19 protein-coding genes are annotated in these 24,273 nt (G+C 71.8%); 11 read left to right on the top strand and 8 right to left on the bottom strand.

The window, feature by feature from the left end; genetic code table 11:
- Positions 1-250 precede the first annotated feature (250 nt).
- Both ACQP0U_RS10315 and ACQP0U_RS10310 read left to right on the top strand, forming a co-directional pair.
- Positions 251-895: a hypothetical protein gene (locus tag ACQP0U_RS10315; protein WP_433317880.1), complete on the top strand. Its 645-nt coding sequence runs from the start codon at positions 251-253 to the stop codon at positions 893-895.
- 315 nt (positions 896-1,210) lie between these two features.
- A complete protein-coding gene (locus tag ACQP0U_RS10310) occupies positions 1,211-2,113 on the top strand; it encodes a hypothetical protein (RefSeq protein WP_433317878.1) in 903 nt (300 codons plus the stop codon).
- Between the two features lie 164 nt (positions 2,114-2,277).
- Here ACQP0U_RS10310 and ACQP0U_RS10305 read toward each other — a convergent pair whose 3' ends face one another.
- From ACQP0U_RS10305 to ACQP0U_RS10285, 5 genes are read right to left on the bottom strand one after another with little or no spacing between them, the layout of a single operon-like run.
- A complete protein-coding gene (locus tag ACQP0U_RS10305) occupies positions 2,278-3,225 on the bottom strand; it encodes an ABC transporter substrate-binding protein (RefSeq protein ID WP_433317876.1) in 948 nt (315 codons plus the stop codon).
- On the bottom strand, positions 3,225-4,178 hold the full coding sequence (locus ACQP0U_RS10300) for an ABC transporter ATP-binding protein (protein WP_433317874.1): 954 nt from the start codon (positions 4,176-4,178) through the stop codon (positions 3,225-3,227). The genes ACQP0U_RS10305 and ACQP0U_RS10300 overlap by 1 nt, the downstream gene beginning before the upstream one ends.
- Positions 4,179-4,197: 19 nt before the next feature.
- Entirely contained in the window at positions 4,198-5,394 is a 1,197-nt protein-coding gene (locus ACQP0U_RS10295; protein WP_433317872.1) for a FecCD family ABC transporter permease, read from the bottom strand.
- Positions 5,391-6,437, bottom strand: a complete 1,047-nt coding sequence (locus ACQP0U_RS10290; RefSeq protein ID WP_433317870.1) for a FecCD family ABC transporter permease — start codon at positions 6,435-6,437, stop codon at positions 5,391-5,393. Before ACQP0U_RS10290 ends, ACQP0U_RS10295 begins: the two co-directional genes overlap by 4 nt.
- Before the next feature lie 60 nt (positions 6,438-6,497).
- Positions 6,498-8,456, bottom strand: a complete 1,959-nt coding sequence (locus ACQP0U_RS10285; RefSeq protein ID WP_433317868.1) for a multicopper oxidase family protein — start codon at positions 8,454-8,456, stop codon at positions 6,498-6,500.
- A 117-nt stretch (positions 8,457-8,573) separates the two neighbouring features.
- Between ACQP0U_RS10285 and ACQP0U_RS10280 the strand changes: the two genes are divergently transcribed.
- Positions 8,574-8,933: a YciI family protein gene (locus tag ACQP0U_RS10280; RefSeq protein WP_433317866.1), complete on the top strand. Its 360-nt coding sequence runs from the start codon at positions 8,574-8,576 to the stop codon at positions 8,931-8,933.
- Between the two features lie 9 nt (positions 8,934-8,942).
- On the opposite strand, the gene ACQP0U_RS10275 is transcribed toward ACQP0U_RS10280, so the two are convergent.
- A complete protein-coding gene (locus tag ACQP0U_RS10275; RefSeq protein WP_433317864.1) occupies positions 8,943-9,335 on the bottom strand; it encodes a cytidine deaminase family protein in 393 nt (130 codons plus the stop codon).
- Between the two features lie 145 nt (positions 9,336-9,480).
- Between ACQP0U_RS10275 and hrpA the strand changes: the two genes are divergently transcribed.
- The gene (gene hrpA, locus ACQP0U_RS10270; protein WP_433317862.1) at positions 9,481-13,545 is read left to right on the top strand and encodes an ATP-dependent RNA helicase HrpA; all 4,065 of its coding nucleotides are present in this window, start codon (positions 9,481-9,483) and stop codon (positions 13,543-13,545) included.
- A 48-nt stretch (positions 13,546-13,593) separates the two neighbouring features.
- Here the strand turns inward: hrpA and ACQP0U_RS10265 are convergent, their stop codons facing one another.
- Positions 13,594-14,526: a LysR family transcriptional regulator gene (locus tag ACQP0U_RS10265; RefSeq protein ID WP_433317860.1), complete on the bottom strand. Its 933-nt coding sequence runs from the start codon at positions 14,524-14,526 to the stop codon at positions 13,594-13,596.
- A 134-nt stretch (positions 14,527-14,660) separates the two neighbouring features.
- Here ACQP0U_RS10265 and ACQP0U_RS10260 point away from each other — a divergent pair, with 134 nt between their 5' ends.
- From ACQP0U_RS10260 to ACQP0U_RS10230, 7 genes are all read left to right on the top strand, one after another.
- Positions 14,661-15,293: a succinate dehydrogenase cytochrome b subunit gene (locus tag ACQP0U_RS10260; RefSeq protein ID WP_433320743.1), complete on the top strand. Its 633-nt coding sequence runs from the start codon at positions 14,661-14,663 to the stop codon at positions 15,291-15,293.
- Between the two features lies 1 nt (position 15,294).
- Positions 15,295-17,232: a fumarate reductase/succinate dehydrogenase flavoprotein subunit gene (locus ACQP0U_RS10255; protein WP_433317858.1), complete on the top strand. Its 1,938-nt coding sequence runs from the start codon at positions 15,295-15,297 to the stop codon at positions 17,230-17,232.
- Entirely contained in the window at positions 17,229-17,993 is a 765-nt protein-coding gene (locus tag ACQP0U_RS10250; protein ID WP_282307401.1) for a succinate dehydrogenase/fumarate reductase iron-sulfur subunit, read from the top strand. Before ACQP0U_RS10255 ends, ACQP0U_RS10250 begins: the two co-directional genes overlap by 4 nt.
- A 211-nt stretch (positions 17,994-18,204) precedes the next feature.
- On the top strand, positions 18,205-19,389 hold the full coding sequence (locus tag ACQP0U_RS10245) for a zinc-dependent alcohol dehydrogenase (RefSeq protein ID WP_433317856.1): 1,185 nt from the start codon (positions 18,205-18,207) through the stop codon (positions 19,387-19,389).
- Entirely contained in the window at positions 19,386-20,324 is a 939-nt protein-coding gene (locus ACQP0U_RS10240) for an SDR family NAD(P)-dependent oxidoreductase (protein ID WP_433317854.1), read from the top strand. The genes ACQP0U_RS10245 and ACQP0U_RS10240 overlap by 4 nt, the downstream gene beginning before the upstream one ends.
- Before the next feature lie 113 nt (positions 20,325-20,437).
- The gene (locus ACQP0U_RS10235) at positions 20,438-21,442 is read left to right on the top strand and encodes a serine hydrolase (protein WP_433317852.1); all 1,005 of its coding nucleotides are present in this window, start codon (positions 20,438-20,440) and stop codon (positions 21,440-21,442) included.
- A gap of 125 nt (positions 21,443-21,567) precedes the next feature.
- A complete protein-coding gene (locus tag ACQP0U_RS10230; RefSeq protein WP_433317850.1) occupies positions 21,568-22,716 on the top strand; it encodes an MBL fold metallo-hydrolase in 1,149 nt (382 codons plus the stop codon).
- A gap of 23 nt (positions 22,717-22,739) precedes the next feature.
- On the opposite strand, the gene ACQP0U_RS10225 is transcribed toward ACQP0U_RS10230, so the two are convergent.
- Positions 22,740-24,251, bottom strand: coding sequence for a deoxyguanosinetriphosphate triphosphohydrolase family protein (locus ACQP0U_RS10225; RefSeq protein WP_433317848.1), 1,512 nt, complete (start codon positions 24,249-24,251; stop codon positions 22,740-22,742).
- Between the last annotated feature and the right edge of the window lie 22 nt (positions 24,252-24,273).

The following is a 24,273-nucleotide window of genomic DNA, read 5'->3' as shown; positions in this document are numbered from 1 at the left end:
CGCCACAAGTTCGACAATTTGCCAGCATCGCGAACGCGAGCCGGGGAGCGGCCGAGCCCCCAGGCGGCTGTCTCCCCGATCAGCCAGCTTCCTCGACAAGCGAGCCGGCGGCAGTGGCAATGACACCCGCCCGACCGAGCGAATCGTCCGGCCGCCGGGACGTGGTCCAGCCCCCGACTTCGCTGGGCAATGTCAGACCTGTCGATTAGAATGTATGTACTAATCAAGATCCTGACCTGGGAGGACGCCCGTGACCGCGCCCGCCTCCACGCCCCTCACCCCCTACGCCACACTGCTCGGTTTCACCCGCTACGTCGACCGCACCGGCCCCACCAAGGCGACCTTCGTCGGCGGGCTGCGCAAGCAGCGCGCCAGCCGGTCCGGCTTCAACCCGCACGGCCAGTTCGTCAAGGCGCTCAAGGCCGACATCGCCTTCCACACCGGCGGCACCCACCTGGCCGGGGTGGTCGACATCGTCAAGCCGCGATGGCGCCCGCTCTACCAGTCGCTCGTCCCCGGCGCCACGACCTGGCTGCACTCCCTCGGCGAGCCGGCCGCCGTCGACCTCGCCCAGACCCGCGACGCCCTGGCCATGCTGGGCGACCTGCCCGTCAAGATCAACCCCCACTTCGGGGTACGCCACGCCGACGGCCGCGCCGAAGCGGTCCGCCTGCACTTCGACGAGGCTCCACCGAGCGAGGAATCGGTGCTCGCCACACTGCACCTGATGGCCCGACACATGGACGCGGTGCTCCCGCACGCCGAGCCGGTCCTGGTCGACGTCCGCCGCGGCCTGGCCCACCGCATGCCCACCGACGCCAAGCCCGACCAAATCGAACGATGGCTCTCCGGCGAAGCCGCCGCCTTCCGCGCCATCTGGTCCACCGCCGCCTAACCCACCACCCCCCCCACCCCCTCGACGCCCCTCCACCCTCCATCCTCTCCGCGCCTCCGCCCTGTCCGCGCCTCCGCCCTCTCCGCGCCTCCGCCCTCCCTCCCCGCCCTCTCCCTCCCCACCCCCACACCTCATCCGCCTACCCAACCCACCCGCCCGCGCTCCAACCGCCCAAGATCCGCGCAACTTCAGGGATGCTGCTGTCTCGCATGGCGAGGAGGCAGCAAGAACACCGGAGTTGCGCGGATCTTGGCGTTCCGGCCCTGTCACAGGGTTATCCACAGGGGCTGCGGGCGAAGGCGAACGCCGGTCATCGTGGCTGTCATGCCTGTTTCCCCACGACGGCCGACGAGTCTGCAGGGACGCGTCTTTCGTGGTTCCCGTGTCGTTGCCCAGGGTCTGCTGACCCGGGCGGAGCTGCGCAGCACGGCATGGCGTCCGCTATTTCGGGATGTCTACGTCGATGCCAGGCTGGCGGTCACTCACCGCACTCGATGTGCCGCCGCAGCGCGGTGGGTTCTGCCAACAGGGGCAGCAATCGCTGGCCGCAGTGCGGCGGCGCTCTACGGCGCGGCGGCGGTCGCCGATCACGAGCCCATCGACGTGCTCGTGCCCGCTGGCCAGCGGTTCGGTCCGGTTTCGGGGCTCGTTGTGCACACCGGCGCGATCGCCACGACCGACGTTGCGGTACGTCAGGGCATCCCGCTGACCACGCCGACGCGCACCTGTTGGGACCTGGCCCAGTGGCTGCCAACGGAGGACGCCGTCGCCGTCGTAGATCGCCTCGCCAGCCAACGGCTGGTGGCGCTTTCTCGACTGCGCGCAGCCACCCGAGCCTCGATCGGCAACCGAGGTTGGAAACGAATGGCACGTGTGGCTGAGCTGGCCGATGCGGGTGCGGAGTCGGTCCCAGAGTCCCGGCTCCGCGTGCGGATAGTGCTCGCCGGGGTGCCGACGCCCGTGACGCAGTTCGTGGTCGAGCGTGATGGGAGGTTCATTGCCCGTCTCGATCTGGCGTGGCCGCATCTCAAGGTCGCCGTCGAGTACGACGGGTTGTGGCATGACGACCCCGAGCAGTTCCACCGAGACCGACGCCGCCTCAACCGACTGCTCGGTGAGGACTGGATCGTCCTGCACGTGACCGCGAAGCGGTTCCGCGAGGACTTCGACGGCTTCCTCGCCGAACTTCGTCACGCCCTCCGGTCCCGCTCCCGCTGACGCTGTCTCGGCGCCAGGCCCACATGCGCCAAGATCCGCGCAACTTCAGGGATGCTGCTGCCTCACGAACTGTTGAAGCAGCAGTTTCCCCGAAGTTGCGCGGATCTTGGGACGTTGGTGCCCCGGTGCGCGGGAGGCGCGCCCGGTGCGCGGGAGGCGCGGGGTCAGGCTGCGGGGAGGTACTTGGTCAGGTCGTCGAGGATCTTGTTGGCGGCGCCGACGCCGATGCCGGTCATCCAGACCTCGTCGGAGACCGGGTACGCCTTGCCGGCCTTGACCGCGCCGAGGCCCTTCCACAGCGTCCCGCCGGCGACCTTGGTCTGCTCGGCGGCGGCCTTGTCGCCGTACGCGGTCACGAAGATGACGTCACCGTCGACCTCGTTGATCCGCTCGGGGCTGACGAGGTCGAAGCGCTTGTCCTCCTTGTTGGCGAGCAACTGCCGCTCGGGGCGGCCCAGGCCGGTGTCGCCGATGACGATGCCGGAGAACGAGTCCGGGCCGTACACCCGGATGTTGCCGGGCAGGAACCGCACGATGGAGACCTTGCGCGCGGCGGCGTCGCCGAGCGTCGCGCCGAAGTCCTTGGCCCGCTTCTCGTACGTGGCGAGCAGATCCTTGGCCTGCTGCTCGCGGCCGAGCGCCTTACCGTCGAGGAGGAGGTTCTCCTTCCAGGTGATGCCCACCTTGTCGGTGAACACGGTCGGCGCGATGGCGGCCAGCTCGTCGTAGAACTTCTCCTGGCGGAACTTGCTGCCGAGGATGAGGTCCGGCTTCAGCGCGTTGATCGCCTCCAGGTCGGGCTCGGTGAGCACCCCGACCTCCTTGATGCCGGCGAGCTTGTCCGCGCCGAAGTACGTGGGCCAGCTCTTCGCCTCACCGGCGGTGGCGGCGCCGACGGGCGTGATGCCCAGCGAGAGCGCCGTGTCGATCTTGTCGGTGTCGAGAACGACGACGCGCTTGGGCTCGGCCGGGACCTTGGTGGTGCCCATGGCGTGGGTGATCTCCCGGGTTTCCCCGGTGGTGGAGCCGGCGACCGGGTCGCTCTCACCGCAGGCGGTGAGTCCGACGCCGAGGGCGGCGGCCGCGGCGAGTACTGCGACGAGACGACGCATCAGAGTCCTTTCGAGGGGTGCGAACCGGCGAGCGGGTTGGCCGCGTCGCCGGTGGAGGGTCGGGCGTCCGGCACGGACACCGTCGACGACGAGGGGTCTCCCGCGCCAGCGGACGCGTCGACCGGGCCACCCGGCGAAGCGACCGGGCCGGCAGCGGCAGCGAGTGGGGCGGCGTTGCCGCCGGTGTACGCGGGCACCACCAGCGGTGCGCCGGTCACCGGGCAGGGCACGACCACGCAGGCCAGCCCGAAGACGTCGCGGACCAGGTCGGCGGTGAGGATCTCCCGGGGTGGTCCGGCGGCGACCACGGCACCGGCGCGCATGGCGACCAGGTGGTCGGCGTAGCGGGCGGCCTGGTTCAGGTCGTGCAGCACGGCGACCACGGTGCGGCCCCGCTCGGAGCGCAGCCGGTGCAGGAGGTCCAGCACCTCCACCTGGTGAGCCAGGTCGAGGAAGGTGGTCGGCTCGTCCAGCAGCAGGGCGTCGGTGTCCTGGGCGAGTGTCATGGCGATCCACACCCGTTGCCGCTGACCGCCGGAGAGGCTGTCCACCGGCCGGTCGGCCAGGTCGGTGACGTCGGCGAGGGCCATCGCCTGGTCCACCGCCGCGCCGTCCTCGGACGACCACTGCCGCCACCACCGCTGGTAGGGCTGCCGGCCACGCCCGACCAGGTCTGCCACCGTGACGCCCTCGGGCACCAGCGGGCTCTGCGGCAGGACGCCGAGGCGGCGGGCGACCTCCCGGGTCGGCAAATCGCGGATGGCGGTGCCGTCCAGCAGCACCGTGCCTCGGCGGGGGGTGAGCAGGCGGGCCATCGTGCGCAGCAGGGTGGACTTGCCGCACGCGTTGGGTCCGACGATCACGGTGAACGCGTCGGTGGGCAGGTCGAGATCGAGCCCGTCGAGCACGGTCCGCTCGTCGTAGCCGGCGACCAGGTCGCGGGTGGAGAGCATCACACGACTCCTTGTGGCGTCACGACGACCGCCGCCGGCCGCGCAGCAGCAGGAAGATCAGGTACGGGCCGCCGATCGCGGCGGTCAGCACACCGGCGGGGAGCTGGGTGGGTGCGAACAGTCGCCGGCCGGCCAGGTCGGCCAGCACCAGCAGGAGTGCGCCGAGCAGCGCCGCGCAGACCAGCGGTGGTCGTTCGGCGCGGACCAGTCGACGGGCCACCTGCGGGGCGACCAGCGCCACGAAGTCGACGGCGCCGACCTGGGCGGTGACCATCGCGGCGACGAGTACGCCGGTGCCGGCGAGGCCGATCCGGCGGGCCACCGGGCGCAGCCCGACGCCCCGGGCGGTGTCGTCGTCCAGGGCGGTGCTGTTCAGCGCCCAGCCGGCCCACGCCAGCACCGGCAGCAGCACCAGCAGCGTGCCGGCGATCCACGCGGCCTCGGTCCAGCCCTTGCCGGCCAGGGTGCCGATCAGCCAGATCTGCGCGCGCAGCCCGTCGATCGGGTCGGCGGTGAGCATGACCACCTCGGTGAGCGCCCGGAAGCCGAACGCGACGGCCACCCCGGCGAGCACGAAGCGCTGTGCGGCCAGACCGTGCCGGGCACCGAGGGCGAACAGCAGCACCGCCGCGAGCAGCCCGCCCACCAGCGCGGTGGGCGCCACCAGCACGGCGGCCATTCCGCTGGTCAGGGCCACTGTCGCGGCGAGGCCGGCGCCCTGGGTGATGCCGATGACGTCCGGGCTGGCGAGCGGGTTGCGGGCCACGCTCTGGATCAGCGTGCCGGCCACGCCGAAGGCGGCACCGGCCACGGCCGCCAGCACGACCCGCGGCAACCGAAGATCAAAAACCACGAGGTCGTACGGGGTGCCGGCACCGGAGAGGGCGCGCAGCACGTCGGCCGGGGCGACGTACGGGGTGCCCAGCGAGAGGCTGAGCACAACGGCCAGCAGGAGCAGCACGGTCAGCGCGGCGGCCACCAGCACCGCGCGTCGGCGGATCAGCAGGCTGACCGGGCCGATCCGCAGCAGCGAGCGCCCCGCAAGCCGGGCCTGCCCGGCCGGCTCGCCCAGCCCAGCCAGGCCGGAAGCACCAGTCGCGCCAGCCGCACTGGTCGAGCCGGTCGCGCCGGTCGCGCCGGTCGCGCCGGCCGCGCCGGCCGCGCCGGTCGCGCCGGTCGCGCCGGAGGAACCTGGGGGGCGGTGCGCGGTGGTCACGCGGTCACCACCCGGGCGCGGCGGACCAGCACGGCCAGCAGCGGCGCGCCGATCAGCGCGGTGACGATCCCGGCGGGGATCTCGCCGGGCGGGGCGACGAGCCGACCGACGATGTCGGCGGCGAGCAGCAGCGCCGGACCGAGCAGCGCGGAGACGGCGAGGGTCCAGCGGTGGTCCGCCCCGACCAGGGCGCGCGCCAGGTGCGGCACTGCCAGCCCGACGAACGCGACCGGGCCGGCGGCGGCCACGGCGGCACCGGTCAGCAGCACGGCGGCGAGGCCACCACCGAGGCGGACCAGGCCGATCCGGTGGCCGAGACCACGGGCCACGTCGTCCCCGAGGGCCAGCGCGTCCAGACCCCGGGCCACCAGGGCGGCCAGCACCAGCCCGGCGAGGACGAAGGGCAGCACCTGCGCGGCGACCGACAGGTCCCGGCCGGCCAGCCCGCCGACCACCCAGAAGCGGTACTCCTCGAAGGTGCGGGCGTCGATGCTGAGCAGCGCGTACACCCCGGAGGCCAGGCTGGCGTCGAGCGCCGCGCCGACAAGCGCGAGGGTGACCGGGCTGGCGCCCTCGCGGGCGCGGGTGGCGATGGCGAAGACCAGCAGCCCGGCGATCAGGGCGCCGGCGATGCCGAACCAGACGTACCCGGCGAGCGTGCCGACGCCGAAGACGGAGATCGCAAGCACCACTCCGAACGACGCGCCCGCGCTGATGCCCAGGATGCGCGGCTCGGCGAGGGGGTTGCGGGTGAGCGCCTGGAACAGCACCCCCGCCACCGCGAGCGCGAGCCCGACGGCGAGGCCGAGCGCGGTCCGCGGCATCCGCAGCTCACGGACGATGGTGCTGGCGTCGCCGCCGTCGGGGGCGACGAGCGCGTGCCACACCTGGTCGACGCCGAGTTGTCGGCTGCCGAGCGCGAAGCTGGCCAGCACGGTGAGCAGCAGCACCAGCGCGGCCCCGACGGTGACGGCCACCCGGCGGCCGGTGTGGGTGCCGGACCGGCTGCGGGCCGGGGTCGGCCGGGTGGCGAGGGTGGTCACGAGTCTCCTGCACGTTCACGCTTAGGTTCGCCTAACCTTAGCCGAGCTGCGGAAAGAGGCCTAACCGGCGTCTGTCGATGCCGTACCGGGCTCCACCGGCCCGCCCGAAGCGCCACCGTCCGCGGCCGACGCCCCACCGCGCGGCAGCACGTTCAGCGGTCGCATCATCTCGTTGTCCTCGTGCTCCAGCAGGTGGCAGTGCCAGGCGTACCGACCCGGCAGGTCGAAGTGCGCCTTGATCCGGGTCACCTCCCACGGGTACGCGAGCACCGTGTCCATCCACCCCCGCTCCCCCGGGTCGGGCTGCGTTCTGCCCGAGTGCCCCCGGCCGAGCAGCTCGAACTGGACCTGGTGCAGGTGGACCGGATGTACGTGGCGGGTGAAGTTGCGCACCTCCCAGACCTCGGTGTCGCCGAGGGTGGGCTGCTCGGTCACCGGGTCGCTCCAGCGCAACGGCAGACCCCGACCACGCTCGTCGAGGACGCCGAGCAGCATGATCATCGACCCGCCGGACCTCCGCTCGTTGAGCGACAGCCGGCGTACCCGCTGGGCCGGTCCGAGCCGACGGTGTGACGGCAGCCGCAGCTGCTCCGGTGGGACGCTCGGGTCGACGCCGGCCGCGTCGGTGACCACGAAGCGCAGAACCTGCCCGGTGGTGTGCGGGTCGGCGGGGTCGAAGTCCACCCCGGGCCGACCGCCGCCGTACATCCCGTCCGGCCCTTCGTTGACGAGGTACAGCTCGGTACCGACCGGAACGTCGGTGAAGTCGACTATCGCGTCGACCCGCTGGGCGGGGCCGAGTGCCACCCGTTCGTGCGGCACCGGCTCCGGCAGGAAGCCGCCGTCGCTGCCGATCTGCCAGACCGGCAGCACCGGCCGGGCCGGCCGGGCGGTGGCGTTCGCGGCCACGCTGAGCAGCAGGAACCGACTGTTGCAGCCGTTGAGCAGCCGGAACCTGTAGCGCCGGCGCCGCACTGTCAGCGTGGGCCAGGTGCGGCCGTTGACCACGATGGTGGAGCCGGAGAACCCGGGTACCCAGGTCGGCGGCCCGTCGCCGCCGGTGGAGTACCGCTCCGGGTAGCGCAGCTCCCCGTCGGCGGTGAAGCTGCGATCCTGGATCATCAGCGGAATGTCGTGGTACGAGGTGTTCGGCCGATCATCGCGGCTCGGTGCCGGCCCGGGCAGCACTGCCTCCGGCAGCTCGTCCCCACCGCCGAGCAGGTAGAACCCGGCGGGTCCGGCGTACACGTTCTCACGGGTGAGCCCGAGCGTGTGGTCGTGGTACCAGAGGGTGCACGGCCGCTGGTCGTTGGCGTACTCGAAGGTGGCCGAACCCGGCGCCCAGCGCAGGCCGGACCGCTCTGCGAACCGGGACCGGAACTCGCGGTACGCGCTGCCGGACACGGCGAAGTCGGGCGGCAGGTCCCGGGCCGCCGGCAGGTACCACGCTTCGGAGTGCCCATCGCTCTCCTGGGAGCTGTGTGCACCGTGCAGATGCACCACCTGGGGCACCGGCCCGCGATACCCCTGCGGACTGCCGTCCCACTGCCCATGGTGGTCCCGGTGCTCGATGCCACCGGCCGGGTTGGCCCAGTGCAGGGTCGGGTCCACCGGCAGCAGGTGCGGGAGGTAGTCGCCCCGATCGTCGACGAGCTGATTGATCCAGGTCACCCGGACCGGTCGACCCACCCGCGCCACGATGGTGGGCGCCGGACAGCCGAAGCTGCCGGGGTGGGCGGTGGAGCCGTAACCCCACACGGTGGTGCGCGGCCACGGTGGCGGCAGGATCTGCTGGCGGAACTGTCGCACCGCGATCGCGTACGTGTCGCGCTCGGGATCGGTCGCCACTGTCGGCATGGCCGGGGGGATCCGCAGCGGGGTGACGTACTTCGGGATGTCACGGGCGTCCACCGGCGCTGCCGCGGCGAGCGCCCGGCCCGGTACCGCCCAGCCCGCCGGGATCAGCGCCGCCGCGCTGCCGGTGGCACCGGCCGCGAGCAGTCGACGTCTGGTGACCATGCCGCACCCCCGATCGCTGTGAACCTCGGTATGAGAATGAGATTCGCGAACGACCACACGACGGGCAGATGGCCGATGACACCCAGAAGAGGGACATTCGCGCCATAGGGTGTGGACATGCGATTCGACCAGCACACGGTCGTCCTGCTGACCCGACCGTCGGATCCGCCGGAGTTGCCGCAGGACGCGATCGACAGGTTGCAGAACGCGCACCTGGCCCACCAGGCGGGTCTCGTGCAGCAGGGGCTGGTGCTCGCGGCCGGGCCGTTCCTGCACCCCGACGACGGGCACCTGCGGGGCTTCGTGGTGTTGTCCATCGCCCCGGACGAGGCACGCGCGCTCTTCGCCAACGACCCCGCCGTACGGGCCGGTCGCCTGGTCGCGCGGGTCACGACGTGGCTGCTGCCGGAGGGCAATCTGCGGTTCGAGGGCGTAGCGGTGCCGCAGTCGATGCTGGAGGCGGCCGCCGGCGACTGACGCGCCCGGTCAGTCGGCCGAGGCGGTCCCGGCCTCCGCCGGCAACTCCCCGAGTGGAACCACCCGCAGGTCGTCCATCGGGCCGACGATCACTCGCAGCTCCGGAAAGTAGTCCCGCAGCACCTGCCGGCAGCTGTCACAGGGCGCGACGACCTCGCGGCCCCGGTCGGCGACCGTGACGATCGTCTCCAGCGCCGTGATGCCCTGCGTGGCGGCCGTGCCGATCACGACCAGCTCGGCGCAGGCCCCTCCGGTGGCGTGCTGGACGTTCACGCCCGTGAAGACCCGCCCGTCCGCGGTCCGGGCCGCCGACGCGACAGTGTGGTGCGGGCTGCGGCAGCGCAGCTTGGAGACCGCCGTGGCGGCCTGCACCAACGCGCGGTCGGTGTCGCGCATCTCCATCCCGGCTCCCCCAGCGCTCGACGTCGGCCGCCAACTCTAGGTCCCGCTTTTTGCCGTCAAGAGACCGGAGGTGGCCCTTCGCAGAGCCGGCCGCCGGGTAACCCAGGGGCGGTGGGCGGCCGGGCTGCCTATCCTTGGGCACGACATGCAGAATCCAGACGCCTCCGTCGCGACCGATCCCGTTCGCGAGCTGCACCGCCGCCTCACACCCCTGATGTTCCGCGACCAGCGCCGGCTCCAGCGGCGGCTGGACGGTGCCCGCAAGCTGCGCGACCCGCAGCGCCGGGAGGCGGCGCTGACCGAGATCACCGCCGACCTGGTCCGGGCCGAACAGCGGCTCGCCGCCCGCCAGGCGGCGGTGCCCGTGATCACGTACCCGGTGGGTCTGCCGGTCAGTGAGCGCAAGGACGACATCGCCGCCGCCATCCGCGATCACCAGGTGGTGATCGTGGCGGGCGAGACCGGCTCCGGCAAGACCACCCAGATCCCCAAGATCTGTCTGGAGTTGGGGCGCGGGGTGCACGGCCTGATCGGGCACACCCAGCCCCGGCGGTTGGCCGCCCGGACGGTGGCCGACCGGATCGCCGACGAGCTGGGCACCGAGTTGGGTGACGTGGTCGGCTACAAGGTGCGCTTCACCGACCAGGTGAGCGAGCGCAGCCTGGTGAAGTTGATGACCGACGGCATCCTGCTGGCCGAGTTGCAGACCGACAGGATGCTGCGCCAGTACGACACGCTGATCATCGACGAGGCGCACGAGCGCAGCCTCAACATCGACTTCATCCTCGGGTACCTGCGGGAACTGCTGCCCCGACGACCCGACCTCAAGGTGATCATCACCTCGGCGACCATCGAGACCGACAGGTTCGCCCGGCACTTCGCCGGGCCACCCACGGCCGACGAGCCGGAGGGCGTGCCCGCGCCGGTGGTCGAGGTGTCGGGCCGCACCTACCCGGTGGAGGTGCGCTACCGGCCCCTCGTCGAGCTGGCCGAGGGCGAGGAGGACGCCGACGAGGAGAACGTCCGCGACCAGGTCCAGGCGATCGGCGACGCCGTCGAAGAGTTGGCCGCCGAGGGCCCGGGCGACATCCTGGTCTTCCTCAGCGGCGAGCGGGAGATCCGGGACACCGCCGACGCGCTGGGCAAGCTTGTACAGACGAAGCGCTCGCTGCTCGGCACCGAGATCCTGCCGCTGTACGCGCGGCTGTCCAGCGCCGAGCAGCACCGGGTCTTCGCCGCGCACACCTCGCGCCGGGTGGTGCTCGCCACCAACGTCGCGGAGACCTCGCTGACCGTGCCGGGGATCAAGTACGTGGTGGACCCGGGCACCGCCCGCATCTCCCGCTACTCCAGTCGGCTCAAGGTGCAGCGGCTGCCGATCGAGCCGGTCTCCCAGGCGTCGGCGAACCAGCGCAAGGGCCGCTGCGGTCGTACCTCGGACGGCATCTGCATACGCCTCTACGACGAGCAGGACTTCCTCGCCCGGCCCGAGTTCACCGACCCGGAGATCCTGCGGACCAACCTGGCGTCGGTCATCCTCCAGATGACCGCGATCGGGCTCGGCGACCTCGCCGCGTTCCCGTTCATCGACCCGCCGGACAAGCGCAACATCACCGACGGCGTCAACCTGCTGCACGAGCTCGGCGCGTTGGACCCGACCGAGGCCGACCCGGCGAAGCGGCTCACCGCGCTGGGCCGGCGGCTGGCCCAACTGCCTGTCGACCCACGGCTGGCCCGGATGGTGGTCGAGGGCGAACGCAACGGCTGCGCCACCGAGGTGCTGGTGATCGCCGCGGCGCTCTCCATCCAGGACCCCCGGGAACGGCCGGCGGAGAAGCAGGCCCAGGCGGACCAGGCGCACGCCCGGTTCGCCGACAAGGAGTCGGACTTCGTCGCCTTCCTCAACCTGTGGCGTTACTTGCGCGAGCAGCAACGGGAGCTGTCCTCCAGCGCGTTCCGCCGGATGTGCAAGGCGGAGTACCTGAACTACCTGCGGATCCGCGAGTGGCAGGACATCGTCAGCCAACTGCGGCAGGTGCTGCGTACCCCACAGGAGGGCGACCGGCGTGGCGGGCGGCCGGCGCGCGACACCTCGGCCGACGCGGACGCCGGCCGGGGTGCGGGCCGCCGTGGTGGCGCGGACCTGCCGGAGGAGATCGACACCCCGAAGGTGCACCAGTCGCTGCTGCCGGGTCTGTTGTCGCACATCGGCCTGAAGGACGCCCAGAAACACGAGTACCTGGGGGCGCGGGGCGCGAAGTTCGCGCTCTTTCCCGGGTCGGCGTTGTTCAAGAAGCCGCCGCGCTGGGTGATGGCCGCCGAACTGGTGGAGACCTCCCGGCTGTGGGGTCGCATCGCCGGCCGGGTCGAGCCGGAGTGGGTCGAACCGCTGGCGCAGCACCTGGTCAAGCGCAGCTACAGCGAGCCGCACTGGGAGAAGAAGCAGGCCGCGGTGATGGCCTACGAGAAGGTGACCCTGTACGGCGTCCCGCTGGTCAGCTCCCGCACTGTCAACTTCGGGCGGATCGACCCGACGCTGAGCCGGGAGCTGTTCATCCGGCACGCCCTCGTCGAGGGCGACTGGCAGACCCACCACCAGTTCTGGGCGGACAACAAGCGGTTGCTCGCCGAGATCGAGGAGTTGGAGAGCCGGGCCCGACGCCGGGACATCCTCGTCGACGACGAGACCATCTTCGGCTTCTACGACCAGCGGATCCCGGCCGACGTGTCCTCCGGCCGGCACTTCGACAGCTGGTGGAAGAAGACCCGCCGCGAGCAACCCGACCTGCTCACCTTCACCCGTGACCTGCTGGTCAACGACGGTCGACCGGGGGTGGACGAGGACGACTACCCGGACGAGTGGCAGGCGCACGGGGTGAGCCTCCCGCTGACCTACCGCTTCGAGCCGGGCACGCCGGACGACGGCGTCACAGTGGACATCCCGTTGCCGCTGCTCAACCAGGTGCCGGCGGAGAGCTTCGACTGGCAGGTGCCGGGGCTGCGCGAGGAGACGGTTGTCGCGCTGATCCGGTCGCTGCCCAAGGCGATCCGCCGCAACTTCGTCCCGGTGCCGGACTACGCCCGGGCCGCCCTGGCGGCGATCACTCCCGGCGAGGAGTCGCTGCTGGACGCGCTCACCCGGCAGCTGCGCCGGATGACAGGTGTGACGGTGCCCCGCGACGCCTGGGAGCCGGACAAGCTCCCGGCACACCTGCGGGTGACCTTCCGGGTCCTCGGCGACGACGAGAAGCCGGTCGCCGAGGGTAAGAACCTGCCGGCGCTGCAACGCCAGCTCCGCCAGGAGGTACGCCAGGTGGTGGCGGCCGCCGCGCCGGAGGTGGCCCGCACCGGGCTGCGCGAGTGGAGCATCGGCACGCTGCCCCGAACGATCGAGCAGGTCCGCGCGGGGTACGCGGTCACCGCGTACCCGGCGCTGGTCGACGAGGGCGCCACGGTCGGGGTGAAGGTGTTCGACTCCCCCGCCGAGGCGGAGGCGGCGCACTGGGCCGGTACCCGCCGGCTGCTACGGCTCACCGTGCCGTCCCCGGCGCGGTTCCTGCAGGGGCGGCTCGACAACGCCGCGAAGCTCGCGCTGAGCCGCAACCCGCACGGCGGCGTACAGGAGTTGATCGAGGACGCGGCGGGCGCGGCCATCGACCGGCTGATCGGCGCGGCCGGCGGGCCGGCATGGGACGCCGACGGCTTCGCGGCCCTGCGCGAGAAGGTCCGCGCCGACCTGGTCGACACCGTCGTCGAGGTGATGGACCGGGCCCGCCGGGTCCTCGCCGCCGCGTACGCCGTCGAGCAGCGGCTCGGCGCGACCCGCAACCTCGCCGTGGTGGCGGCGCTTGCCGACATCCGCAACCAGCTCGCCGGGCTGGTGCACGCCGGTTTCATCACCGAGGCCGGGTACGCGCGCCTGCCCGACCTGCTGCGCTACCTCACCGCCATCGAACGTCGCCTGGAGCGGCTGGGCGGCAACCCGCAGCGGGACCGCCAGCAGCAGGACCGGATCGCGGTGGTGCAGAAGGAGTACGCCGACCTGCTCGCCAACCTGCCGCCGGCCCGCCGGCAGGAGACGGCCGTCCGGCAGATCCGCTGGATGATCGAGGAGCTGCGGGTGAACGTCTTCGCCCAGGCGTTGGGCACCCCGTACCCCGTCTCCGAGCAGCGGATCTACCGCGCGATGGACGACGCCGAGGGCCGCTGAGCCCGACCCGGGCCGGTCGCGAAGGCGGCCGGCCCGGCCTCGGTCGGGTCAGGTGAGTGGCTCGACGCCGGGGGGCAGTTCGCCGAGGTTGATCGCCGACTGGATGTAGTCGAGCAGGATGCGCCGCAGCTCCCGACCGGCGTGGGTGGGTACGACGTCACGCCGACGGGCCACCGCGATGGTCCGCCGCACCCCGGGCGGGGCGAGGGGGGTGATCCGCACGCCCGGCCGGCGAGCCAGCACGATGCCCGGCACGAGCGCGATGCCGAGCCCCGCCTCGACGAAGCTGAGCACCGCGTCCATCTCGCCGCCGTCCACAGCGAAGGTGGGTTCGAAGCCCGCCTCCCGACACGCCTGGATGGTCGCGTCGCGCAGGTCGTAGCCCTCCCGGAACATCACCATCGGCTGGTCCCGCAGGTCGGTGATGCGCAGTTCCCCGGTCGCCGACGCGGTCGCCACCTCCCCCACCGAGGCCACCACCAGGCTCTCCCGCAGGATCGGGTCGACCCGCAGCCCCGGGTCGGCCCCCTGCGCCGGCATGATGATCAGGGCCAGGTCGAGGTCGCCGCGGAGCAGGTCGCGGACGAGGTCCTGGGAGCCGCCCTCCTCGACGCGCAGATCGATGGTGGGGTGCGCGTCGCGGAACCGGCGCAGCACCGGCGGGGCGAGTGAGGTGGCCAGGCTGGGGGTGGCCCCGAGCCGGACCCGGCCCCGGCGCAGCCCGACCAACTCCTGGACCTCCCGGGTCGCGGTCTCCACGTCGGCGAGGATCCGGGTGGCCAACGGCAGCAGCACCTCACCCGCTGCGGTGAGCGCGATGTTGCCCCTTACCCGCTCGAACAGCGGTGCTCCCAGGTCGGCCTCCAGAGCGTGAATTTGCTTACTGAGCGAGGGCTGCGTGATGCCCACGATGTCGGCGGCTTGGGTGAAATGTCGTACTTCGGCCACCGCGACGAAGTACCGGAGCTGATGGAGCTGCATCTAAATAGCCTACGGCAATCAACACTGCGAGTTTGATGCATTGGACGACTGATCGAAGTGCTCCTAGCGTCGGTCGTGTGGTAATCACGAAAACTCGGTCGCCCATCCGCTCGAACGTCGGCCTCAAGGCCGTCATGGCGGTGACGGGCATCCTGCTGGCGCTGTTCCTGATCGCCCACATGCTCGGGAACCTGAAGGTGTTCACGGGGGAGACCTCGTTCGACCACTACGCGCACTGGCTGCGCGACATCGGCAAGCCACTGCTGCCCGGCGTCTGGTTCCTGTGGATCCTGCGCACCGTGCTGGTGGTGGCGGTCGTCGCCCACATCGTGGCCGCCACCGTGCTGGCCCGGCGTGCCCGCGCTGCCCGCCCGGTCAAGTACGCCCACCGCAAGAAGGTCAACGGCAGCTACGCGGCCCGCACGATGCGCTGGGGCGGCGTGATCATCCTGCTCTTCGTGATCTACCACCTCCTGGACCTGACCACCGGCACGCTGAACCCGGTGGGCGACGAGAGCAAGCCGTACGGCAACGTCGTCGCCGACTTCGCGCCCGAGCGCTGGTACGTCACGCTCTTCTACACGCTGGCCATCCTCGCGGTGGGCTTCCACCTGCGCCACGGCGCGTTCAGCGCGTTCCGCAGCCTCGGCCAGCAGACGCCGCGCGGCGAGCGCAGGGCGCGTACCGCAGCTCTGATCTTCGCCGTGCTGCTCTGCGCCGGGTACCTGGTGGTCCCGTTCGCCGTACTCACCGGATTGGTGTCCTGACATGGAACTCTTCACCGAGGGCGACCCGATCGCCGACACCAAGGCTCCCGCCGGCCCGGTCGAGAAGCGTTGGGAGACCCGGCGCTTCGAGGCCAAGCTGGTCAACCCCGCCAACCGCCGCAAGATGACGGTGATCGTGGTCGGCACCGGCCTGGCCGGCGGCTCTGCCGCCGCGACCCTGGCCGAGCAGGGCTACCACGTCAAGTCCTACTGCTACCAGGACAGCCCGCGCCGCGCGCACTCCATCGCGGCGCAGGGCGGTATCAACGCCGCGAAGAACTACCGCAACGACGGCGACTCCGTGCACCGGCTCTTCTACGACACCGTCAAGGGCGGCGACTTCCGCTCCCGCGAGTCGAACGTGCACCGGCTCGCCGAGGTGTCGGTCAACATCATCGACCAGTGCGTCGCCCAGGGGGTGCCGTTCGCCCGCGAGTACGGCGGCCTGCTGGACACCCGCTCCTTCGGTGGCGCCCAGGTGCAGCGCACCTTCTACGCCCGGGGCCAGACCGGCCAGCAACTGCTGCTCGGCGCGTACCAGGCCCTCGAACGGCAGATCGGCCTGGGCAACGTGGAGATGAACGCCCGGCACGAGATGCTGGAACTGGTCCTGGTGGACGGCAAGGCCCGGGGCATCGTCGTCCGGGACCTGGTCACCGGCGAGATCAGCACCGAGATGGCCGACGCCGTGGTGCTCGCCTCCGGCGGCTACGGCAACGTCTTCTACCTCTCCACGAACGCCAAGGGCTGCAACGTCACCGCCACCTGGCGCGCGCACCGCAAGGGCGCGTACTTCGCCAACCCGTGCTACACGCAGATCCACCCGACCTGCATCCCGGTCTCCGGCGACCACCAGTCGAAGCTGACCCTGATGAGCGAGTCGCTGCGCAACGACGGCCGGGTCTGGGTGCCGAAGACCAAGGGTGACGACCGCAGCCCGAAGGACATTCCGGAGGACGAGCGGGACTACTACCTGGAGCGGATCTACCCCTCCTTCGGCAACCTGGTCCCCCGCGACATCGCCTCCCGCGCCGCGAAGAACGTGTGCGACGAGGGTCGGGGCGTCGGGCCGACGAAGCTCGGCGTCTACCTCGACTTCGCCGACGCGATCAACCGGCTGGGCCGCAAGGCCATCGAGGGCAAGTACGGCAACCTCTTCGAGATGTACGAGCGGATCACCGGCGAGGACCCGTACGAGGTGCCGATGCGCATCTACCCCGCCGTGCACTACACGATGGGCGGCCTCTGGGTCGACTACGACCTCCAGTCGAACATCCCCGGCCTGTTCGTGATCGGTGAGGCGAACTTCTCCGACCACGGCGCGAACCGGCTCGGCGCCTCGGCGCTCATGCAGGGCCTCGCCGACGGCTACTTCGTGCTGCCCACCACCATCGCCAACTACCTGGCCTCCGGTCCGCTGGAGAAGGTCGACGCCAGCCACCCGGCGGCGGTCGAGGCGCGCACCGACGTCGAGGACCGCGTCCAGCGACTGCTCGCGGTCAACGGCGACCGGACCGTGGACTCGTTCCACCGGGAACTGGGCCAGATCATGTGGGAACACTGCGGCATGGAGCGCAGCGAGGCCGGGCTGCGCAAGGCGATCGGCGAGATCCGCGACCTGCGCGACGCGTTCTGGCAGCGGGTCAAGGTGTCCGGCACCGGCGAGGAGCTCAACCAGTCGCTGGAGAAGGCCGGCCGGGTGGCCGACTTCTTCGAACTGGCCGAGCTGATGTGCATCGACGCCCTGCACCGCGAGGAGTCCTGCGGTGGCCACTTCCGGGCCGAGCACCAGACCCCCGACGGTGAGGCGCAGCGCGACGACGACCGGTTCGCGTACGTGGCGGCCTGGGAGTTCACCGCCACCGGTGAGCCCTCGGTGCTGCACAAGGAAGACCTGAATTTCGAATACGTCCACCCCACGCAGCGGAGCTACAAGTGAACCTGACCCTGCGCATCTGGCGCCAGAAGGGCCCTGAGGACAAGGGTCGGATGGTGACCTACCCGGTCGACGACGTGTCCCCGGACATGTCGTTCCTGGAGATGCTCGACGTACTCAACGAGCGGCTGATCCTCGCGGGCGAGGACCCGGTGGCGTTCGACCACGACTGCCGCGAGGGCATCTGCGGCATGTGCGGCCTGATGATCAACGGCGACGCGCACGGGCCGCAGCGCGGCACCACCGCCTGCCAGCTGCACATGCGGCAGTTCAAGGACGGCGAGACGATCGACATCGAGCCGTGGCGGGCCAGCGCGTTCCCGGTCGTCAAGGACCTGGTCGTCAACCGCAGCGCCTTCGACAAGATCATCGCAGCCGGCGGCTACGTCACCGCCCCGACCGGCAGCGCGCCCGAAGCCCACTCCACCCCGGTGGCCAAGGCCAACGCCGACGCCGCCTTCGAGTCGGCGGCCTGCATCGGCTGCGGCGCCTGCGTGGCGGCCTGCCCGAACGGCTCCGGCATGCTCTTCACCGCCGCCAAGCTCACCCAGCTCTCGCTCCTGCCGCAGGGCCAGCCCGAGCGCTACACCCGGGTGATCGGCATGGTCGACGCGCACGACGAGGCTGGCTTCGGCGGCTGCACCAACGCCGGCGAATGCACCCCGGCCTGCCCGAAGGGCATCCCGCTGAACACCATCGGCCGCCTCAACCGTGACTACCTCACGGCCACCGCGAAGGGCGCCAACAACACCCCCGGTTCCTGACGTCCACCAAGACCGCCGTATCCCGCGTTCCGGGGTACGGCGGTCTTGGCGTTTGCCCTCCTGGCGGTCTGGTCTCTGGTCGCAGCGACAGGCCCGAGGCAGGAGCACGAGACAAGGCCGAGAGGCAACAGCGAGACGGACAGGCAGCCGGTTCAAGTGCCCGTGCCCGGGTAGCAGTCTTGCGAGACGGCAGTGAGAGGGGACGAGGGACATGAAGGCGCTCACCTGGCAGGGCAAGCGAGACGTACGGGTCGAGGACGTCCCGGATCCCCGGATCGAGGAGCCGACCGACGCGATCGTGAAGATCACCTCGACCGCGATCTGCGGGTCCGATCTGCACCTGTACGAGGTGCTCGGGCCGTACCTGAAGCCGGGTGACGTCCTGGGCCACGAACCGATGGGCATCGTCGAGGAGGTCGGGTCCGAGGTGACCGGGCTCAAGCCCGGCGATCGGGTGGTGGTGCCGTTCAACATCGCCTGCGGCAGTTGCTGGATGTGCGAGCGGCAGCTCTACGCCCAGTGTGAGACCACCCAGGTCACCAGCGAGGGCAAGGGCGCTGCCCTGTTCGGCTACACCTCGCTCTACGGTTCGGTGCCGGGCGGGCAGGCCGAGTTCCTGCGCGTCCCGCAGGCCCACTTCGGGCCGATCAAGATCCCGCAGACCGGCGCTGACGAGCGCTACCTCTACCTGTCCGACATTCTGCCCACCGCCTGGCAGGCGGTGAAGTACGCGGACACCCCACCGGGCGGCACCCTGGCCGTCTTCGGGCTGGGCCCGGTGGGGCAGTTCTGCGCACGGATCGGCCGTCATCTCGGCGCGGGCCGGGTGATCGGGCTGGACCTGGTGCCCGAGCGGCTGGAGCTGGCCCGCCGGCACGGCATCGAGGTGCTCGACGTCAGCAAGCTGTCCGATGTGCCGAACGCGCTCATCGACCTGGTCGACGGGCGCGGCCCGGACGCGGTGATCGACGCGGTCGGGATGGAGGCGCACGGTTCACCGGTGGGCAAGCTCGCCCACGCTGCGGTCGGGCTGCTGCCGGACAAGCTGGCCCAGACGATGACCGACCGGGCGGGCATGGACCGGCTGTCGGTCCTGCACGCCGCGGTCAAGGGGGTCCGCCGCGGCGGCACCGTCTCGGTCTCCGGGGTGTACGGCGGCGAGGCCGACCCGATGCCGCTGATGGAGATGTTCGACAGGGGCATCCAGCTGCGGATGGGGCAGTGTCACGTGCGCCGGTGGACCGACGAGATCCTGCCGCTGCTCGCCGGTGACGACGATCCGCTGGGCGTGGAGGACCTGCGTACCCACCGGGTGCCGCTGGCCCGGGCGCCGCAGGCGTACGAGATGTTCCAGAAGAAGGACGACGGCTGCATCAAGGTCGTGCTCGAACCATGAGCGCCGCGAGCCGGGTGGTCGTGATCGTCGGCGCGAGCAGCGGGATCGGCCGGGCGGCGGCCCGGGCGTTCGCCGAACGCGGCGACCGCCTGGTCCTCGCCGCCCGCGCCACCACGACCCTGGCCGAGGTACGCGCGGAGTGCGCCGACGTCGACGTGCTGACCGTGCCGACCGACGTGACCGAGCCGGGTGCGCTGGACGCGCTCGCGGGCGCGGCGATCGACCGTTTCGGCCGCATCGACGTGTGGGTGCACACGGCGGCGGTGATGGCCTACGGGCGCTTCGACGAGCTGCCCGGGCGGGTCTTCGACCAGGTGGTACGCACGGATCTGCTCGGCGCGGCCGGCTCGGTGCGGGTGGCGCTGCGGCACTTCCGGGCCGTCGGGGCCGGCACGGTGATCCTCACCGGTTCGTTGCTCGGCCACGTCACCGCGCCCTACATGGGCGCGTACGTGGCGAGCAAGTGGGGATTGCAGGGGCTGGTCCGGACGGTGCAGCAGGAGTTGCGCGACAGCCCGGAGATCCGGCTGTGTCTGGTCAACCCGGGCAGCGTGGACACTCCGGTGTACCAGCAGGCGGCCAACTATCTGGGCCGGATCGGGCGACCTCCGCCGCCGGTCACCACTCCGCAGCGGGTGGCCCGGGCCATCGTGGACTGTGTGGACCGGCCCCGCCGGGAGGTCTCGGTGGGCCGGCTCAACGTGGTGCTGCGCGCCGGCTTCACCGTCCTGCCGGGGGTCTACGACGTCCTCGTCGGACCGTTGATGCGGCTCGCCGGCCTGAGTGGACGCTCAGTAGCCGCGCACGACGGCAGCGTCTTCGCTGCGAACCCGGCCGGCGAGGCGGTACGCGGGGGACACCTGCCCGACCTGCGGAAACTGGTGATCCGACCGGTCGGTGCGGTGAGCGCGGCACTGCGCCGACGGCTCGACTGACCTGTTCGGACTTGTTCGGAACACACTCCGGGGGCATCATGCGTCGATCAACTCGCCTAGGGTGGTGGGCTGGCAAGCGCTCCGGCGCACCACGATCGGGGAGACGATTCACGATGCGATTGAACCGCAGGACCGCACTCGGGTTGGGCACGGTGGCCACCGCCGGCACGGTGCTGGGCGCCGCCGCCCCGGCGAGCGCCGCCGAGACCACCGAGGCCGCGCCGACAACCCCCGCTCGGGCCGCCCGTCGGGTCGCCTCCGTCTTCACCAAGCACAGCGCCGAGGCCGGCGGCAACTGGCAGGCGTACGTCAGCGTCGCCGACCCGGCGGGCACGCCGGTGGTCGCTGTGGAGGCCGACGCGGACCGGCGGATCGAGGCGTACAGCGTCAACAAGATCGCCGTCGCAACGGCGGTGCTCGACAAGGTCGACCGGGGGCTGCTCACCCTGGACCAGCAGGTCGAGGTGAGCGCGGCGATCGTCGTTCCGGGCGGCGACGGCATCTTCAGTCTGGACGGCGCGTACCCGAGCCTGGTGACCATCGGGCACGTGCTGGCCAACCTGCTGACCGTCTCGGACGACACGGCGGTGCGGCTGTGCGGGCTGGTCGCCCCGGCCGCCGAGATCAACTCCATCCTGGTCGCCAAGGGCTTCCCGAACACCCAGGTCCAGCCGGTGGCCAACCCGAACCGGTTCTTCCTCGGCACCAGCACCCCCCGGGAGACCCACGACCTGCTGCGCGCCCTGGTCGCCGGCACGCTGCTCTCCCCCGCCTCGACGACGTACCTGCTGGGCATCCTGCGCTCCCCGGTGGCGTTCACCGACGGCATCCGGCGCACGATGTCCTCCGACGAGCGGGCCCGGATCGCCACCAAGGCCGGCTGGTACGGCGACGCCCGGCACGAGGCCGGTGTGATCTTCGACCGCTCCGGCGCGGCGGTGCTCACCTACGCGCTCTTCGCCGACGGGCAGGCCAACCCGGAGGACTTCGGCGCGACCCACCCGGCGGTGCAGGCCCGGGCCGCCATGGGCCCCAGGTTCCTGGCCGCCGTGGACCGGATCGCGGGCGTGGGCAAGACGTTCCGGATCACCGCCCGACGCCCCAGCAACGGCGGCTGAGGCACGCTCTGCGTCCCGTCCCGGGTCGGTCGCCGTTGCTGGCGACCGACCCGGCGTGGCGACCACCGAGGCACGGGTCGGTCCGGGTGACTACCGTGTAGGGCGGACACGTCGGAGGGACGGCAATGGCACGAGCGCAGAGCACGGACGTCGAACGGTCGCTCGGGCGGCGGATGCGGGGCGCGGCTGGCCTGGCCGCACTGGCCGGCCTGGCCTGGGTCGCCCGGGATGTGCCGGCGGCGCTGGGTGGCCGGCTCAGCGGGGCGCGGGCCGAGCGGGCGGCCCGCTCGCCGCAGTTCCGCGAGGGCACCTTCCACAACCGGGCCGGCACCCGCACGATGATCGCCGAGCCGGGGCGCAACCTGCTCCGCGAGCTGATCTTCGGCAAGCAGAAGCGGCGTCCCACCGCGGCCGTGCCGCTGCTGCGCCCCAGCGCCGGCGCGCCGGAGGCCGCCGACACCGCCGACGAGCTCAACATCGTCTGGTACGGCCACGCCTCGATGCTTGTCGAGATCGAGGGCCGGCGGGTGCTGCTCGACCCGGTGTGGAGCGAGCGGTGCTCGCCCTCGGGCCTGGTCGGCCCGCGCCGGCTGCACGAGCCGCCGGTGGGCATCGACGAGCTGCCCCCGCTGGACGCCATCCTGATCTCGCACGACCACTACGACCACCTCGACATGGCCACCGTGCGGGCGCTGCTCGTCGGGCAGTCCGCCCCGTTCCTGGTGCCGCTCGGCGTGGGCGCGCACCTGGACCGCTGGGGCGTACCCGCCGAGCGGATCATCGAACTGGACTGGTCCGAGTCGCACCGGGTCGCCGGCTTGGAGATCACCGCCACCGCGGCCCAGCACTTCTCCGGTCGCGGGTTGCGCCGCGACGGCACGCTCTGGAGTTCGTGGGTGGTGGCCGGGGCGCGCCGCAAGGTCTTCTACACCGGCGACTCCGGCTACTTCGACGGGTACGCGGAGATCGGCGCCGAGCACGGGCCGTTCGACGTGACGCTGATGCAGATCGGCGCGTACGACCGGGCCTGGCCGACGATCCACATGTTTCCGGAGGAGGCGGTCAGCGCCCACCTCGACCTGCGCGGCGGGCTGTTCGTGCCGGTGCACTGGGCGACGTTCAACCTGGCCCTGCACGACTGGTCCGAGCCGGTCGACAGGTTGTGGGCCGAGGCGAAGGCCCGCGACGTGCGGCTCGCCGTGCCCCGCCCGGGCGAGCGGGTCGTGGTCGACGAGCCACCCGCCGTCGACGGTTGGTGGCAGGCCGTCGCCTGACTCACGCCGGCGCCTCAGTCGGGTCAGAGCACGAACGCGTCGGTCCAGAGCGCGCCGGACCGGCCGGAGAGCGCGTCCAGCATGGCCACCGCCTGACCGTCGGTGAGCTGGGCGACGAAATCCACGATGGCCCGCCCCCGGGCGCGACCGATCCGGTCCGGGGTACGCGGGTGCAGCTCCGCCTCGGCCAACTCGACAAGGTCGTGCAGCCGGCGGGGCAGCCGGGACTCCTCCTCCGGGTCGAGCAGCCACTCCCAGAGCGCCTCGACCAGGGTGCCCAGCAGTCGGGCCTGGCCGCGCTGGTGCAGGGCGAGATCCGGGCGGGCCAGCACGAACCGGTGGTGGACGAACTTGAGCACCTGCACCTCGTGCCACTGCGCGCAGCCCAGCAGCACGTGCCCGGAGCGCACCGACGGCTGGTCGGTGACCGTGATCGCCTCGACGAAGCGGGTGGACCAGCGGGCGGAGAACCGCGCCACGTACTGCTCGGCCTCGATCGAGCCGTCGAACGGCATCGCGAGCAGCCCGTCCACCAGCTCCTCGCGGACGTGCTCGACGGCGGCGGCGAACGCGTCGTCGTCGGCGATCCAGGCGTCCTTTCGGTGCAGCTGCCGACGCAGCCGCTCGATCGCCGCCCCGGGTCGCCGGGCCGCCGTGACCAGCGCCGCGTCGGTGATCGCCCGGAAGTGCCCGCTCTCGCGCTGCCAGGCCATCAACTCCGCGGAGACCGAACCCTGCTGGAGCACACCGACCCGGTAGAAGTCCTCCACGTCGTGGATGGCGTACGCGATGTCGTCGGCGGTGTCCATCACGGACGCCTCCACGGTCTGCTGCCAGTCCGGGATGCGACCGGCGAACGGCTCGCGGGCCTGCCGCAGGTCGTCCAGCTCGGTCCGGTACGCGCCGAACTTCGACGAGCCGCTGTCCGGGTCGTCCGGTGGTGGGGTGGCGCCGCGTGGCGGCGGGTCCATGGTGCGCGGGTGCGGGTCGGGATGGTCCAGGCGGGTCCACGGGTACTTCAACATGGCCGCGCGGACCGCCGCGGTCAGGTCCAGCCCGGTGGTGGCCGCGCCGCGGATCTCGGTGCTGGTGACGATCCGGTACGACTGGGCGTTGCCCTCGAAACCGTCGGGAAGGCCGAGGCGCTGGCGGGCCAGCCGGTCCAGCACCCGCTCCCCCAGGTGCCCGAACGGTGGGTGGCCGAGGTCGTGGGCGAGCGCCGCCGCCTCCACCACGTCGGGGTCGCAGCCGCCGAGCTTGTCCAGCAGGTCCCGCCACCGCTCGTCGTCGTTCAACCGCTCGGCGACCGCCCTGGCCACCTGGGCGACCTTGAGGCTGTGGGTGAGCCGGTTGTGCACCAGCAGCCCGGAGCCGACCGGGCTGATCACCTGGGTGACACCGCCGAGGCGGGCGAAGAACGGCGAGCCGACGATCCGGTCCCGGTCGGCGCGGAACGGGTTGGCCGTGAGGTCGCCGAGGGCCCGGGCGCTGCCGCCGAAGAGCCGTCGGGCGCGCGGCTCCGCAGCAGATTCCATGATCGCCACGCTAGCGCAGGCG

This window comes from Micromonospora sp. CA-269861, assembly GCF_050948505.1.
GTDB lineage: Bacteria > Actinomycetota > Actinomycetes > Mycobacteriales > Micromonosporaceae > Micromonospora.
The sequence above is the reverse complement of the archived record's forward strand: the minus strand, read 5'-3'. Positions and strand labels throughout refer to the sequence as shown.

What these genes read in the sequence shown, in the direction of transcription:
- ACQP0U_RS10305 (WP_433317876.1), bottom strand. Translation starts at nt 3,225, where the DNA reads ATGCGTCGTCTCGTCGCAGTACTCGCCGCGGCCGCCGCCCTCGGCGTC.
- ACQP0U_RS10300 (WP_433317874.1), bottom strand. Translation starts at nt 4,178, where the DNA reads ATGCTCTCCACCCGCGACCTGGTCGCCGGCTACGACGAGCGGACCGTG.
- ACQP0U_RS10285 (WP_433317868.1), bottom strand. Translation starts at nt 8,456, where the DNA reads ATGGTCACCAGACGTCGACTGCTCGCGGCCGGTGCCACCGGCAGCGCG.
- ACQP0U_RS10280 (WP_433317866.1), top strand. Translation starts at nt 8,574, where the DNA reads ATGCGATTCGACCAGCACACGGTCGTCCTGCTGACCCGACCGTCGGAT.
- ACQP0U_RS10275 (WP_433317864.1), bottom strand. Translation starts at nt 9,335, where the DNA reads ATGGAGATGCGCGACACCGACCGCGCGTTGGTGCAGGCCGCCACGGCG.
- hrpA (WP_433317862.1), top strand. Translation starts at nt 9,481, where the DNA reads ATGCAGAATCCAGACGCCTCCGTCGCGACCGATCCCGTTCGCGAGCTG.
- ACQP0U_RS10265 (WP_433317860.1), bottom strand. Translation starts at nt 14,526, where the DNA reads ATGCAGCTCCATCAGCTCCGGTACTTCGTCGCGGTGGCCGAAGTACGA.
- ACQP0U_RS10260 (WP_433320743.1), top strand. Translation starts at nt 14,661, where the DNA reads ATGGCGGTGACGGGCATCCTGCTGGCGCTGTTCCTGATCGCCCACATG.
- ACQP0U_RS10255 (WP_433317858.1), top strand. Translation starts at nt 15,295, where the DNA reads ATGGAACTCTTCACCGAGGGCGACCCGATCGCCGACACCAAGGCTCCC.
- ACQP0U_RS10245 (WP_433317856.1), top strand. Translation starts at nt 18,205, where the DNA reads ATGAAGGCGCTCACCTGGCAGGGCAAGCGAGACGTACGGGTCGAGGAC.
- ACQP0U_RS10240 (WP_433317854.1), top strand. Translation starts at nt 19,386, where the DNA reads ATGAGCGCCGCGAGCCGGGTGGTCGTGATCGTCGGCGCGAGCAGCGGG.
- ACQP0U_RS10235 (WP_433317852.1), top strand. Translation starts at nt 20,438, where the DNA reads ATGCGATTGAACCGCAGGACCGCACTCGGGTTGGGCACGGTGGCCACC.
- ACQP0U_RS10230 (WP_433317850.1), top strand. Translation starts at nt 21,568, where the DNA reads ATGGCACGAGCGCAGAGCACGGACGTCGAACGGTCGCTCGGGCGGCGG.
- ACQP0U_RS10225 (WP_433317848.1), bottom strand. Translation starts at nt 24,251, where the DNA reads ATGGAATCTGCTGCGGAGCCGCGCGCCCGACGGCTCTTCGGCGGCAGC.